This window comes from Vibrio sp. CAU 1672, from assembly GCF_029223195.1.
Taxonomy (GTDB): domain Bacteria; phylum Pseudomonadota; class Gammaproteobacteria; order Enterobacterales; family Vibrionaceae; genus Vibrio.
Window position 1 is genome coordinate 16,019 of record NZ_JARHUF010000012.1, and the last position, 15,058, is coordinate 31,076.

Here is a 15,058-nt window from a genome sequence, read left to right on the forward strand (position 1 = left end):
GTAATCATTGAAATAAAAAGTCCAAGTTCATATGTTGTTCTATTGCATCAGCAATGCGTTCAATTCCCTGCTCTTTCAGCTGTTCAAAATCCTGTTGTTTGACTTGAGAGCCATTCACCCATTCGGCAATATGAGCCAGCCCTTGGGCCTCATCAAACAATCCGTGTAAGTAAGTGCCAAGCACTTGGCCACATTCGCTCATCGCACCTTCGCGGCTTCCGCCATCCAGCAGCAACGGCTGACAGCCACGCACCTTGCTTTCACCAACATGGATCTCATAGCCTTTTACTCTGACTGGCTTACTATGCAAACACAGGCTTGCTTCGGTATGAGTCAGCCGTTTATATTCGGTAAGCACCGTTTCCACATCCAATAACCCCAGTCCCTGGCTGGTACCGGCTTGGCCTTCGACCCCCAACGGATCAGATATGGATTTCCCCAACATTTGATAACCACCACATATACCTAACACTCTGCCACCTAACCGCAAATGCCGCTGGATATCCTGATCCCAACCTTGTCGGCGTAAATACTCCAGATCGGCACGTACCGATTTGGAACCCGGCAGCACGATCAGATCTGCTCGTTCCAGTTTTTCACCCTGGCCAACGAAACGTAAATTTATATCGGGATTAAGTCTCAGCGCATCAAAATCGGTATGATTGCTGATCCGTGGAAGAATCGGCACCACCACATTCAGCTTTACCTCATCAGATATCACTTGTTGCTCGGTAATGGCATCTTCGGCTTCTAAATTCAAACCATGCAGATAAGGCAGAACACCCAGCACCGGCTTACCGGTTTTTTCTTCCAGCCAGTCCAGGGCGGACTGTAACAGGCTGATATCCCCACGAAACCGATTGATGACAAATCCCTGAATACGAGCCTGTTCCGATGCTGATAACAACGCTAATGTGCCATAAAGATGTGCAAACACCCCACCCCGATCGATATCAGCAATAATGATCACCGGCACATCAGCGGCCTCGGCGAAACCCATGTTCGCAATATCATTCTCGCGCAGATTGATTTCAGCCGGACTGCCAGCCCCTTCAACCAATACCGTGTCATACGCTGCTGTCAGACGTGAAAATGAGTCCAGCACTGTACTCATGGCCACTTTTTTATAGTCATGGAATCCTACTGCATCCATATCTGTCAGCGCTTTACCCTGCAGAATGATCTGTGCCCCGGTATCGCTATTGGGCTTTATCAACACCGGGTTCATGTCGACGCTGGGCTTCAGGAAACAAGCCTGAGCTTGTACAGCCTGAGCTCGGCCAATTTCTCCTCCCTCTTTGGTTACGGCACTATTAAGTGCCATATTCTGCGGCTTAAAAGGGGCAATTTTTACCCCTCGGCGAGCCAATACCCGGCATAAGCCTGCCACTAAGACACTTTTTCCGGCATCTGATGTCGTGCCCTGAACCATTAAAGAAGGTATGACTGATTTCATTTATATCACTTAGGAATAATGGGATGGGCAATCTTACCGTTTTCTGACCGCTTTGCTCAAGGAAATGAACTAAATACGGCTAATAGACGCGCTGTGAATGTGCAAGGTCGCGTTATCATGACTTCATACGTTATTAGTGAAGAGACAGCTCTAAATATTGGCCCAATCACAAATATTGGCCTGTTTTTTGCTGTATTATCCGTTATTATCGGTTTTTCATTTTTGCCCGGAGACGTCATGCTAGGTAAAGCTCTAAAGGTTGCAACCTTGGGGATGTGCGCACTACTGCCACTTTCTGCTCATGCGAATAACTTCAACTACAACATGCTCGAGTTCAGAATGGGCACCAGTCCGGGAACGTTCGGCACTGAGTTCACCACCTATTTCACCGAGAACACTCATTTAATTGGCCGTTTTGATAGTGAGTTCAGTGGTGACTGGGACGCTGCAGGCGGAATTGGCTTTAACGGTCCTGCCGGCCAATTTGCCGATATCTATGGCCAAATGCTTGTGCACAATATTAAAGACAGTGGTGGAGACAAGATCGGTGATGAATGGAAATCAGAAGTGAACATCGGCACCCGGATCTGGTTCATGCAGAACGTTGAGTTACATGGCCGGATTGGCCAAATTTTTTCTGACGATACATCCAACACGATTTTCAATGTCGGCGGCCGTTTCCATTCGACGCAACAGCTATCACTAGGCGTTGAGTTCAAAAACAACGGTGTATATAAACATCAGCTCGTCATGTCAGCACGTTTTGCTTACTAAGACGAAACCGACACATTCTTACAAATTAAAAAGCCTCTCATTTGAGAGGCTTTTTAATATCTATTTCTTCACTTTAGCCGGGCGATTTTGCACGTATTTTCTGGAAACATCGACAACAGCTACATCACGGAAAAAACTTCGTCCAAGTAATATCGGAAACGTCATATGGCCGCGCTCCGCCAGGGTAAACTCCGTTTTTTCTTTTAAATCCCCCACCTGAATGTAAGTTTCTACCACGGCACGTTTTTGCGTTTCTTCAGTCGAAGATTGACGTACTTTCGCCCAGCGAACCACTGGCAGCTTAAACTCACGGCTGACCTTGCCATTAAGATCAACCTTAAACTGGACCCAATCTTTACCGTCGCGCTCAAACGGTACCACTTCAGTGGCACTGATCGACGATGTCGTCGCACCGGTATCTACCCGGGATTTAAAAGTTTGATCAATTCCGGGAATATAAACCCACTCTTCCGCACCAAGAATCAATTTACCATCTGCGGTTTTTTGAGCTTTGACTGGTTTTGATGCTTTCGGCTTGGACTGGACGTCCTGCTCTGGTTTCACCTCAGGTTCTGGCTGTTCAGAAACCACTTCTGAGTCAGGCTTCACCTCTTCGACTACCTTGATCGGTTGCTGCGCAACTGGCTCAGCAGGCTCAACCGGCGGCTCTGGTGTTTCAGGTGTTGATGTACAAGCGATAAGGCTGCCGCTGATAAAAAGCGGCAGAATTCGTTTCCAACTGCTCATCGAGTCTCCCGATTAACGTTGAGATACTGTATGAATAGCGTCTGCGACATAAGGAATGTGAGTTTCTGTCAGGCCCGCAATATTGATGCGGCCATCACCTACGCCATAAATTCCATAATCTTCACGAAGCTGTATCATTTGATTTTCACTAAAGCCTAGCACAGTAAACATTCCCTTGTGATGTTCAATGAAATCAAATTGATCTGTGTGATGGTTATCTCTCAATTCATTACACAGCGACTGACGCAGATTCACCAATCGTTGCTGCATTTGGTGCAATTCCTGTTTCCAGACACGGGTTAAGTTACCATCCTGAAGGATTGTTTTGACCAAAGCGGCTCCGTGATCTGGCGGCATGGTGTAAGTTGCGCGCGCGAGAGTCAGCAACTTGCCTTTTGCATTGCTGACATCTTGCGCGTTTTTACCAATCACAATCGCGGCACCGGTACGTTCACGGTAGAGGCCAAAATTCTTCGAACATGACGTGGTGACCATCATCTCTTCCACGTTGTCAGCCATATATCGAAGGCCTTTCGCATCCTCTTCCAGGCCATCACCGAAACCTTGGTAAGCGATATCAACAAATGGTGTAAATCCATTCTTCTGCGCCAGCTCCGTAATCGCTTGCCAGGCGCTGAAATCAATATCCGCTCCGGTCGGGTTGTGGCAGCAGCCATGCAGCAAAACCACATCCGAAGGTCCAGCCTTAGATAAGTCCTGCAGCATTCTTACTGAATCAACCTGTTTAGTCTCAGGCGAAAAATAGTGATAGAACTTAACCTTTAAACCAGCGGCTTCCATTACCGGCCTATGGTTGACGTAACTCGGATTGGAGATCCAGACTGTTGTATCAGGCTGGGCAACTTTCATCAGATCACCCAACATTCTCAGTGCCCCACTAGCTCCAGGCGTTTGAATCGCGGCAACACGTTCCATTGCAGAGGTACCGGAAAGCAGCAAGTTGATCATGCCCTGGTTGAACTCTTCGCAACCGGCAAGCCCGACATAAGCTTTTGTCACTTGAGTGTCCGCCACTACTTTTTGTGCCATTTGTACAGCTTTCATGATCGGTGTTTCACCGGCACTGTTCTTATAAACGCCAATACCGAGATCAACCTTGTTGGCACGTGGATCGTTACGGTAAGCAACAGAAAGAGAAAGAATGGGATCTAATACGGGAGTTGGTAAATTAGCAAACATGAAAGTCATAACCCTTTGAAATTCAAGTATCGAACTTCAAGTTAACACTTTAACGAGAAATGACGAAACGATTTTTATGCAATTTCATCAATTAGAGAGAAAAATGCTGGCGGGTAAATAAAATCCAGCGCTTACCTGATAAAAAAGAGAACTACTCTTTATTCGGTTCGCTCAATGCCGTCTCCCCAGGCCTGCTTACGAAATGCTCTTGGCGTCATACCTGACCACGCTTTGAATCGTGTACTGAAATTGGCACTGAACGGATAACCGACAACCTCACCAATCTGCTGAATCGGCCATTCGGTGGAACGCAACAATCGCCCGGCATATTGCATGCGTAGTTGGGTTAAATGTGCCATCGGACTGCGACCAAAATACTGTAAGGTTAAGCGGTGCAAGTGTGGTTCTGAACAAGGAAACAGCTCAGCAAGTTGTTCTACTTTCCAATCACGGTGCAACTGCCTTTGTACCAAATCGTAGACACGCTTGAGTTTAAGATGATTACGCGACGGTGTCATTGATTCCGGAATATTGAGCAAGTGTTCAATCTGCTTAACGCAAAGTTGTGCTACTGCACTGCCGTAATCGATCGGCAAGTTCATACTTCTCAATAAGGTTTGAATACATGCATACATGACTTCCGACGAAGGCGTCATTTGACAGCGAATGGTATCACCGACCATATCCCAAGTTCTGAAAGGCGACAAAAATAACCAGGCAATCTGCCAGGTTTGCTCCAACATACCGAAGCCATTCTCTGTTCCGGCCGGGACAATTATCAATGAACCGGGCTCAAGGTCGAACCGGCAGGTGCCACTTTCCAGCCACCCCTTACCTTTCACGGTATACAGCAACATGTGTTTTTGCTGATTTTTCCGGTAGACAGAGAAAAAATCCCGGCAAGTCGCTACACCGCATTGGACAATTCCCTGCTCTTCAAGATCTGACACACGGGAATGGTCGATAAATTCTTGATATGTCTGCTCGGATATCAGGTAGCGTTCTTGTTTATCGTTGGTCATAGAAGTGCCGTTTTGTATCTGACTGCGCAGATTGGATAGCCTGACAAAAGTTCTTGATTAATTGGAAAAATACAGGGGCTGACAAAGCAGATAAACTAGCTTCGTTAATCCTGTGAGAGAATTGCGATGCTGTTAACAAGTCAGTACTTAGACAAATTGTTCTGGAAAAAACTGGTGGCGATAGGCTTACCGGTCTCATTGCAGTCGATGTTGTTTTCCCTGCTGGGCGCGATCGATATTTTTATGGTCAGCCAACTGGGTGAATCCGCAACCGCCGCCGTAGGCGTTGGCAGCCGGATCTTTTTCTTTAATCTGCTGACTATTTTTGGCCTGTGCGGCGCAGTCGCAGTTTTAGCCGCACAGTATTCTGGTGCCGGGAACACATCGGGGATCAGAACCACGCTTGCCCAATCATGGGGGATTGCCATCACTACAACCCTGCCTTTCATCACAATCTACCTGCTGTTTAGTGAAGAAGTGGTAGCTTTTGTCTCTGACAGTAGCGAATACCAGCAATATGCCATCGAGTACCTTGAAGTAACGGCGCTCAGTCTGCTGTGTACTGCGATTGTGGTACCAATGGAAAGCGTATTACGCGCGGTAGGCGAAGCAAAACTGCCAACCCAGGTGAGCATTATCGCCATCATAGTTAACGTGATATTAAACGCCGTATTGATCTTTGGCTGGTTTGGTTTTCCGCAATGGGGCGTATTTGGCGCCGCGGTCGGCACGCTGTTATCACGGATAGTTCAAACTGTACTGCTCAGCTACTTTTTCTTGTGCAGATACCGGCACTTAATACCGACAAAGCACGACTGGCAACAGGCAAAACTACCACACCAGCGCCAGCGCTACCTGAAAATCACACTGCCGATGCTGATCCACGACTCTACCTGGGCGGCTGGCTTGCTGGTTTACAGCGTGATCTATGGTCAACTTGGCGTTGCAGAACTCGCTACCATGGCATTCTTATCGCCGTTTGAAGGAATGCTTATTTCCTGTTTTATGGGCTTCGCGGTCGCAGCATCGGTGCTGCTCGGCAATGATATCGGTGCTCACAATTATCAGCGAGCAGAAAACACGGCCTGGTGGTATGTGATCATCAGTACCGGCTTAGCCACACTGCTGTTTTTGTTGGTTTGGGCCAGCTCTTCCTGGCTGGTGAAACTGCTTACGCACAGCCCGCTGTCCAACCCCCAGCTCGCACTGAATGTTTGTTTGGTCATGGTGTTCGGGATGATTTTGCGCGTGTTTAACATGGTCGGGATCGGCGGGGTACTCAAAAGCGGTGCGGACATTCGCTACAGCATCTTCATTGATCTGTTGGGGCAATGGGGAGTCAGTATACCGCTGACCTATTACACCGGTATCGTATTAGGGTTGCCGCTGTACTGGGTACTGATGTCATTACTTGCGGAAGAGTTGGTAAAAATGATCCTGACCAGTCGCAGAATCCAGTCCAGGCGCTGGCTCAATAATGTCATCGACGACAATGGTTCACACAGCGTGACCGCGTAACCCATCTCTTTCTGATCCGGCTCACACCTAAAAAGGGCATTTTCAATCTCAGTTGATCATGCCCTTTCTTCGCGTGACGCGTCATAACAATTTAAAAGCGACTAAAACGGTGAATGACCTGGTTTGAGCTGCCTCGCCACTCAAGGTTAAGATCTTTTTTGTCCTGCTCAAATTTACCATCAATCAGAACGTCGATGTATTGTGTCACTTCACGCTGGGCATCATCCAGCTCAGCCAGCGTGTATCCCGTCCAGACCCAAATGTCTTTACCCGGGCACTCTTCTCTTACCCTTTTAACCAGCTGCAGAATGTGCGGAACGTTTGCAGGGTGAAGCGGATCCCCGCCAGATAATGACAAACCACGCCGCTTAATACGTGTATCGTTCAAATCGGCGATGATTTTGTCTTCCGCTTCCTGCGTAAACAACACACCAGAATCCAGCCGTTGCGTAGACTGGTTATAACAACCACGGCACTGATGGACACAACCCGATACAAACAGGGTACAACGCGTCCCCGGACCGTTTACAACATCAATCGGATAATACTGGTGGTAGTTCATAGTAGCGTCTCTTTCTCATTCGCCAGAAACGAAAATCAACCCGTTATCAGGTTGATTTTCTGAGGTTTTATTCACCAAAAAGTGAGATTACAGATGTTTAACCCGACGTTTAACTTCTTCCTGCTTACCAAAGTTAAACGGGCGCGCATCTGGACTGCCCAGGTAACCACACACGCGGCGGGTTACCGACACTTTGGTTGAGTCATGATTACCACAGCTTGGACAGGTGAAACCTTTACTGGTACATTCAAACTCCCCGGTATAACCACACTCGTAACACTCATCGATTGGCGTATTGGTACCGTAGTAAGGCACGCGAGTATAACTGTAATCCCAGACGTTCTCTAACGCTTCAACGTTGCGTTGCATGTTCGGGAACTCACCGTAACAGATAAAGCCACCGCTTGAGATCTCCGGATAAGGCATTTCAAAGTCGATCTTGTCGTATGGGTTTACCTTCTTCTCCACATCCAGGTGGAAACTGTTGGTGTAATAGCCTTTGTCTGTTACTCCCTCGATAAGACCAAATTCTTTGGTATCAATTCGGCAGAAACGGCTACACAGGTTTTCACTTGGCGTACCGTACAGGCTGAACCCATAACCGGTTTCATCTGCCCACTGATTTACCGCGTCCTTCAGGTGAGTAATGATAGCAACGGCTTTCTCACGCAATACCGCGTCATCATAGACATGCGCTTCAGTACCAAACAGAGCATTAATGGTCTCATGGACGCCAATGTAACCAAGTGAGATAGATGCACGGCCGTTTTTAAAGATCTCAGCGATTGAATCGTCAGCTTTCAGACGAACCCCACACGCCCCTTCCATATACAGGATTGGCGCAACACGAGCTTTGACATTTTCCAGGCGAGAGATGCGCGTTTCCAGAGCTTTACGGGCAAGACGCAGACGATCATCCAACAGTTCGTAGAACTTCGCTTCACTACCCTTGGCCCGAATCGCAATACGTGGCAGGTTCAGGCTCACAACACCAAGGTTGTTACGGCCTTCGTGGATAAGCTCACCGTTTTCTTCGTAAGTGCCAAGGAAGCTACGGCAGCCCATTGGAGTTTTGAACGACCCGGTGATTTCCACAACTTTGTCGTAGTTGAGGATATCTGGGTACATACGCTTAGATGCACACTCAAGCGCAAGTTGCTTGATATCGTAGTTCGGATCTTCAGCTTTGTGGTTCAGACCATCTTTGATGCCGAATACCAGTTTAGGGAAGACCGCTGTTTTACGGTTTTTACCCAGACCGGCAATACGGTTCTTCAGGATCGATTTCTGGATCAAGCGAGAAGCCCAGCTGGTCCCCAAACCAAAACCAAATGTCACAAAAGGTGTCTGTCCGTTCGCCGTGTGTAGCGTGTTTACTTCGTACTCCAGTGATTGGAATGCATCGTAACATTCTTTCTCGGTACGCGCTTTGGCAAACTCTTCAGGCTCAGCAATATCCCAGTCGTTGGCGATTTTCAGGTGCTTCTCGTAGCTGGTCATTACGTACGGCTCCAGCACCTCATCAATACGGTTGATGGTGGTTCCGCCATAAATATGGCTGGCTACCTGAGCAATGATTTGTGCTGTAACTGCTGTCGCGGTTGAAATTGATTTCGGGGTATCAATTTCCGCATTACCCATTTTAAAGCCGTGTGTCAGCATGCCTTTCAAGTCGATAAGCATACAGTTAAACATTGGGAAGAAAGGTGCGTAATCAAGATCATGGTAGTGAATGTCACCGACATCATGAGCCTGAACTACATCACGAGGCAGAATGTGAGTTTTCGCATAGTGCTTGGCCACAATACCAGCCAGCAAATCGCGTTGCGTCGGGATTACTTTACCGTCTTTGTTGGCGTTCTCGTTGATCAGATCGAGGTTACTTTCTTCAATCAGGCCTTCGATCTCTTTGGTTAACGCACTTTGCTTTTCACGTGCGATATCACGATCATGGCGATATTCAATGTAAGAACGAGCCAACGACTTGTACGGGCCCTGCATCAGTTCGTCTTCTACCAAGTCCTGAATCTCATGGATATGAACCTCATCGTAATCCTTCAACTGCAGTTCGACAGCAAGTGCAACATTTAACGCATAAATAGCGACATCTTTATCTTTGTTTTCCGCTGCAGCTTCCACGGCAGATTGGATGCGATCCCTGTTGAACGGAGCTCTTGAGCCGTCACGCTTGATTACGATTGGTTTCACCTTTTCTCCTTACCCAGTATGTTCACAGAGTTATCCACAGACACACTATATAGGGTTAGTTTTTATTCTAATGACACAATATATTGTGGCGTATTAAACGAAAAGCACCAACCCAAAGTATTGATTTAGATCAAGAAAAAACAGCTACAGGACAAGATCAAATCGATCTTGTTGGAGAGACTCTCAGAAGCGAAGAAATCTATGAAAATTACAAAATTGCTATCAATACTACTTGCAATTTCTGAATGTCTTATAGAATAAAGGTTGGAAAAGAATACGTTAAAAATAAACGGAGAAAACCGTGAAAATGCGATCACTTTTTGTTGCTATACTCTTGCTTTTCAGCGCTTTCTCGTTTGGTCAAAAACCACTCACCCTGACCAGTTGGAATATCGAATGGCTATCTGTAAATGGTGGGAAAGTATCAAGAACCCTCCACGACTTTGACAAGCTGGCAATGATATTTGATCAAACCCAAGCAGATGTGCTCGCTTTTCAGGAAGTCGACTCGGTTGAGGCAATACAGAAGTTGGTAGGCGATAATTATCATGTTCTTCTGTCGGATCGGGCTGCCAGCCACAACAAACAGCGCCAGTTTCGCGATATCAACCAATATACAGGCTTTGCTATACGCAAAGGTCTCCCCCATAAAGACAAAGCTGATATCCCATTAACTGACAGACGGGATAAACTGCGCTTTGCCAGTTATCTGATCTTGTACCCCGACACCCGTGATGAACTGCACCTGCTCGCTGTACATCTGAAAGCGGGCTGCAGTGGCCAATACCGCGCCAGCCAGAACTGCCGCATTCTCAAAACCCAAGGAAAGGCACTCGCAGCCTGGATACAACAGCGGCAAGCCAACGATGACAACTATCTCATTCTGGGCGACTTTAACCACAATCTCGCCTATCCGGGAGACTGGCTGTGGAAAACGCTGGCTGACAATAATACTGGCGTAAAACTGGCGACGCGCCATACATCAGCCAAGTGCAAAGTACGCTCAAAGCGCAATCCGGATAAAACCCACCAATTTCGCTCTCTGATCGACCACATCATCGTCAGTCAGGGAATTAACCACTTCCCGGCCTCACAAACCCTGTATGATCCTCAGGAGGTTTTACGCTACCAACTTAGCGATCACTGCCCGGTTACCATCAGCATTTATTAAGCCTAGGTGAAACCGGGCAGGTCATAATCTGAACCTTACCGCTCAATCAACCGGATTGAGGACCACCACCTCCCCTGGTGCCAAACCAGCGCGGACTCTGCCTTCTTCTCCTAACTGCACCAGTCTTGTGACAATGTCACCTTGTTGACTGACCACCTTAACATAATCCAATTGCCCCACCTGGTATACTGCCTCACTTGGTACTCTCAACACCTGGTTCTCTGTTAAGTCAAGCTCAATCTTGGCATAGCTACCAGGATAGATGATTTTATCCGTTTCAAAGCTCAGCCTGACTGAGTAGCTTCTCGAGTTCACATCTGCAGATGGGGTGACCTCCTTAACTTGCGCCGGTAATGAAAGCTGATAAGAAGGAAGCTCGGCCATGACTTGCTTACCGTAATCGACAAATGGCATCACCGATTCGGCAAAGTTAACCGCAATTTCCAGCGAGTCCGGATTATATAAAGACAGCAGCAACGCCCCGGGTGTCGCCACATCGCCTCTGTTGACCGGTTTTTGCGTGATCACCCCGTCAAACGGCGCGCGAATGATGCTGAAACCAAATGTCGTCTCAGCCTCAGAGACCGCTGCCTGAGCTTGATTGAATGCAGCCCGGGCACTCTTCAGCCGGCTCTCGCCCTGGTCAAACTGCGACTGGGGAATGAGTTTCTTATCCAGTAACGCTTTCAGCCGGACAAACTCCTTTCGCGCTGCATTAAGCTGGGCCTGGGCAGATGAAAGTGCCTGCTCTGTCTGACGGACTCGGGCGTCGAGATCGTCGCTCTCAAGCCGGGCAAGGACATCGCCTTGCTTCACCTCATCACCGACATTTACCAACACTTCAACCACGGATGCGGTCAGTCTCGCCGCGATATCGGCCTGTTGCTGCGCGACGATCACGCCGGGGAATGCCCGCTTGACCGGCTCACTGGTTAACTCCAGTTGATAGGTTGTAAGATCAGAAACGGAGGTTTGGCTATCCCGCACCTTCAGTTCCGTTGGTAGTTTCTGGGTAAAAAAGCCCGCCATAAACAGGAAGAGTAATACCAATACCGCAAATAAGAATACCCCGAGTAGCTTATTGTTAATTCTCATACCTCTTCCTCCTTGTGTGGAAGCCCATGTCCTTGGGTGTTTTGATAAGCAAGGTTATACACCACCGGAACAACCAATAACGTGAAAACAGTTGACGCGGAAATACCAAAGATGATCGCCCAGGCCAGCCCGTTGAAAATCGGGTCAAGGGTGATCACAACGTTACCCAGTAAGGTGGTTCCCGCGGTTAATAGAATTGGCCGCATACGTACAACACCGGACTCAATCAGTGCATCATGTAAACTGCTGCCTCTAGCTAATGACTGCTGAATAAACTCTATCAGCACCAGAGAGTTACGCACTACGATACCGGCAAGCGCGATCATGCCAATCATGGCCGTAGCCGTAAACAACGATGGATTTGGGTATGCACCAATGTCATTCCCTAAACCATTAAGCAACCAGAATCCCGGCATAATACCAATCACGGTCAGCGGAATAGCCAACATAATAATCCCCGAGACCGCCGGCAGCCCTGTCTGCACCAACATCACCACAAATACACCAAGCAAAGCTGCACCATAGGCAATCCCCAGATCACGGAACACATCAACGGTGATCTTCCATTCGCCTTCGCCACTCCAAACCACATCTATGTTTGGTGCGACACTCCAGCCAAGCCCGGCGCCGTTGCTAAAATAAGAGCGTTCATACCACGCTCGCCCGTCTTGGTTACCCGCTGGCTGATTTTGATCCGCGAGTACGTCGGCGATGATCTCCCCGGGAACGCGCCCTACTACCTCGGCATATACATACACTACCGGCTTAAGGTTTTTATGATAAATCGGCTTATCCGCCGGGCGCTTAATAAACTGCCCCAGTTCAGATAACTGAACCAATGGCTGAGGCGCATCCACTACCGCACCGTTGATTTCGGTTTTTGCAATGCCAGGACGGCCTCTGACGTAGAGCTGCTCGAGTTTACTCAGATCATCTCTGTCCTGACGCCGCAACTGAACTTCAATCGGTAATGGTTCTACATCACGTGACGTAGAAAGGTGCCCCAACACGCTCGCATTTGCCGCCGTGATCAGGGTTTTGTTTATGTCAGCGACCGAAACCCCTGACAACGCAGCTTTTTCCTGATCAACGACAAACTGCCAGGTCTCGAGATCGCCTTGAATACTGGTATCAACCTCCGTGACAAACTGCTCCTGGCGCAGACGTGCTGCAACCAGCTCCGCCTGTTGCATCAGTTGCGGATAACTTGTGGTGTCGTCACCATAGACTTCCGCCGTAATGGTGCTGATAACCGGCGGGCCGGGTGGGACTTCGACCAGTTGGATGTTGGCGTCAAACTTCCGGGCAATCGCCTCCAGATCGTCTCTCAGCCGGATAACGATTTCATGCGACTGCATCGAGCGGCGGTTTTTCTCCGCAAGCACGATCCTAAGCTCCCCCTGATAAGGCTGATTGCGCATGAAGTAGTGTCTGACCATCCCGTTAAAATCCATCGGTGATGCTACGCCTGCAAAACCGGACACATTCTCCACTTCGGGCACTGTTACCAGGAAGTCGGTAAACTCCCGCAGTGCATTTGAAGTCTCAACGAAGCTCGACGTCTCCGGCATGTTAAGCACCAACTGAAATTCATTTTTATTGTCGTAGGGCAGCAGTTTCAGAGGCACCAATCGCAGTGCCGGTAACATCGCCGCCAGCACAAACAGCAAGGCCACCACACCAAGGAATGCCCACGCCTTTTTCCTGCTTTCGAGTAACGGCGTCAGTACGCGGCGATAAATCCGGTACAAAGGCGAGGTCTGAATATCATAGTGTCCCTGTTGTTGGGCACCCTTTAGTATTTTCTTAGCCAGCCACGGCGTGATCATAAACGCAACAACGGTACTGAACACCACACTCACCGGCACGTTAAACGCCAGCGGTGCCATGTACGGCCCCATCATACCAGTGATAAAGAACATGGGAGTGAAGACGATCACCACCGCTACGGTAGACATTAACAGCGCACTGCGGATCTCTGCCATCGCCATGACAATCGCCTTGCCACGGGGGAGATCTTTACGTTTTAAGTACCGTTCAATATTATCAATACTGGCAATAGGGTCATCAACGATCAAACCCAGCGCCAGGATCAGCGCGAACAGGGTTACACGGTTAATTGAGTAGCCAAAAAGTAAGTCCATACCCAACGCCGCCCCGTAGCTGATCGGAATTGCGATCCCGACCACCAGTGCACTGCGCCAGTTAAGAAACAACCCGACAAACACCACAACAGTTAGAATTGATATGCCTAAACTTGAGACCAGATTTGATACTTTATCATTGGCGGTTTGGCCATAATCGCGGATGACCTGATACTCCACCTCGGCGGGAAATTGCTCTTGTTTGAGCAAAGCCAGCTTATCCCGGACTGCTTGTGCAACCTGAACCGCATTGGTACCTTTCTGCTTCGCGACGGAAATAAACACCGCAGGGTACTCAAGGTTACTGACGCTGTCGCGGTACCAGGTATCCGAGTTCGCTTCACCTGCACCGTCGCGAATCTCAGCCACATCACGCAGATACACCGGCTTGCCATTCATTACAGCAATAACCAAATCACCCACTTCTTGTGCAGTAGCTAAATACTGGCCGGACTCTAAAGTGTAGTTCTGGCCATGGACGACAATACTCCCCCCCTGGCTACGTAAATTGCTCAGCTGAAGTGCCTGTTGCAGATCATCTATCGTGACACTGAAGTTCGCCATTGCAACCGAATCGAGTGCCACTTCTATTTTTCTCGGCTCACCGCCGATGACCTCAACCGTATTGGTATCATCTATCGACTTGATGCCAAGCGTGGCCTGATCAGCAATACGTCTGAGTTGGTGCCTGTCTAAACGATCAGGATCAGTTGAATAAAGCGCGGCAACCACAATGGAAACATCATCAATCTCTACCGGCTTAACCAGCCAACCTGCAACAGAAGCAGGAACTTTGTCCTGGTTGGAATAAAGCTTGTTGTACAGTTTGACCAATGCATCTTCTCGGTTTTGCCCGACAAAAAAACGAACGATAACTTGTGCTGTGCCCTCCATTGAAGAAGAGTACACATATTCTACGCCATCAATTTGGCTGAGCAGTTTTTCCAGCGGCTCGGTTATTTGATTTTCGATTTGACCAGCACTAAGTCCGGGGGCGGAAATCAATACATCAGCCATTGGTACAACAATTTGCGGATCTTCTTCCTTCGGCGTCAACCACAACGACGCAGCGCCAATAAGCAGAGCCATCAGGATCATTATCGGAGGGAAAAAGCTGTTCATTACCGCTTTAACAAAACTTCGCTGATCTTGGTTGGGCAT

The 15,058-nt window shown here is 48.4% G+C and carries 11 protein-coding genes; 3 read left to right on the top strand and 8 right to left on the bottom strand.

Annotated elements, in window-relative coordinates:
* Positions 1-4: 4 nt before the first annotated feature.
* Positions 5-1,456, bottom strand: coding sequence for a cobyric acid synthase (locus P2G85_RS12445; protein ID WP_275864404.1), 1,452 nt, complete (start codon positions 1,454-1,456; stop codon positions 5-7).
* A gap of 237 nt (positions 1,457-1,693) precedes the next feature.
* Between P2G85_RS12445 and P2G85_RS12450 the strand changes: the two genes are divergently transcribed.
* The gene (locus P2G85_RS12450; RefSeq protein ID WP_275864405.1) at positions 1,694-2,230 is read left to right on the top strand and encodes a hypothetical protein; all 537 of its coding nucleotides are present in this window, start codon (positions 1,694-1,696) and stop codon (positions 2,228-2,230) included.
* Positions 2,231-2,290: 60 nt separating this feature from the next.
* Here the strand turns inward: P2G85_RS12450 and P2G85_RS12455 are convergent, their stop codons facing one another.
* The 3 genes from P2G85_RS12455 to P2G85_RS12465 form a co-directional block, all read right to left on the bottom strand.
* Positions 2,291-2,977, bottom strand: a complete 687-nt coding sequence (locus tag P2G85_RS12455; protein WP_275864406.1) for an ATP-dependent zinc protease — start codon at positions 2,975-2,977, stop codon at positions 2,291-2,293.
* 12 nt (positions 2,978-2,989) lie between these two features.
* Positions 2,990-4,177 (bottom strand): amino acid aminotransferase, encoded by a 1,188-nt coding sequence (locus P2G85_RS12460; RefSeq protein ID WP_275864407.1) that lies wholly within the window; start codon positions 4,175-4,177, stop codon positions 2,990-2,992.
* Positions 4,178-4,335: 158 nt separating this feature from the next.
* Positions 4,336-5,199: an AraC family transcriptional regulator gene (locus P2G85_RS12465; protein WP_275864408.1), complete on the bottom strand. Its 864-nt coding sequence runs from the start codon at positions 5,197-5,199 to the stop codon at positions 4,336-4,338.
* Between the two features lie 126 nt (positions 5,200-5,325).
* Here P2G85_RS12465 and P2G85_RS12470 point away from each other — a divergent pair, with 126 nt between their 5' ends.
* Positions 5,326-6,717: an MATE family efflux transporter gene (locus P2G85_RS12470; protein ID WP_275864409.1), complete on the top strand. Its 1,392-nt coding sequence runs from the start codon at positions 5,326-5,328 to the stop codon at positions 6,715-6,717.
* A gap of 91 nt (positions 6,718-6,808) precedes the next feature.
* On the opposite strand, the gene nrdG is transcribed toward P2G85_RS12470, so the two are convergent.
* Positions 6,809-7,279: an anaerobic ribonucleoside-triphosphate reductase-activating protein gene (nrdG, locus tag P2G85_RS12475; RefSeq protein WP_275864410.1), complete on the bottom strand. Its 471-nt coding sequence runs from the start codon at positions 7,277-7,279 to the stop codon at positions 6,809-6,811.
* Positions 7,280-7,366: 87 nt separating this feature from the next.
* Entirely contained in the window at positions 7,367-9,487 is a 2,121-nt protein-coding gene (nrdD, locus tag P2G85_RS12480) for an anaerobic ribonucleoside-triphosphate reductase (protein ID WP_275864411.1), read from the bottom strand.
* A gap of 307 nt (positions 9,488-9,794) precedes the next feature.
* On the opposite strand from nrdD, the gene P2G85_RS12485 reads away from it, so the two are divergent.
* Positions 9,795-10,658 carry an endonuclease/exonuclease/phosphatase family protein gene (locus tag P2G85_RS12485; RefSeq protein ID WP_275864479.1) on the top strand — a complete coding sequence of 288 codons (864 nt, stop codon included), beginning with the start codon at positions 9,795-9,797 and terminating at the stop codon, positions 10,656-10,658.
* 42 nt (positions 10,659-10,700) lie between these two features.
* Here the strand turns inward: P2G85_RS12485 and P2G85_RS12490 are convergent, their stop codons facing one another.
* Together P2G85_RS12490 and P2G85_RS12495 are read right to left on the bottom strand one after the other, a co-directional pair.
* Positions 10,701-11,753: an efflux RND transporter periplasmic adaptor subunit gene (locus P2G85_RS12490; protein WP_275864412.1), complete on the bottom strand. Its 1,053-nt coding sequence runs from the start codon at positions 11,751-11,753 to the stop codon at positions 10,701-10,703.
* Complete coding sequence (locus P2G85_RS12495) at positions 11,750-15,058, bottom strand: efflux RND transporter permease subunit (protein ID WP_275864413.1); 3,309 nt, start codon at positions 15,056-15,058, stop codon at positions 11,750-11,752. Before P2G85_RS12495 ends, P2G85_RS12490 begins: the two co-directional genes overlap by 4 nt.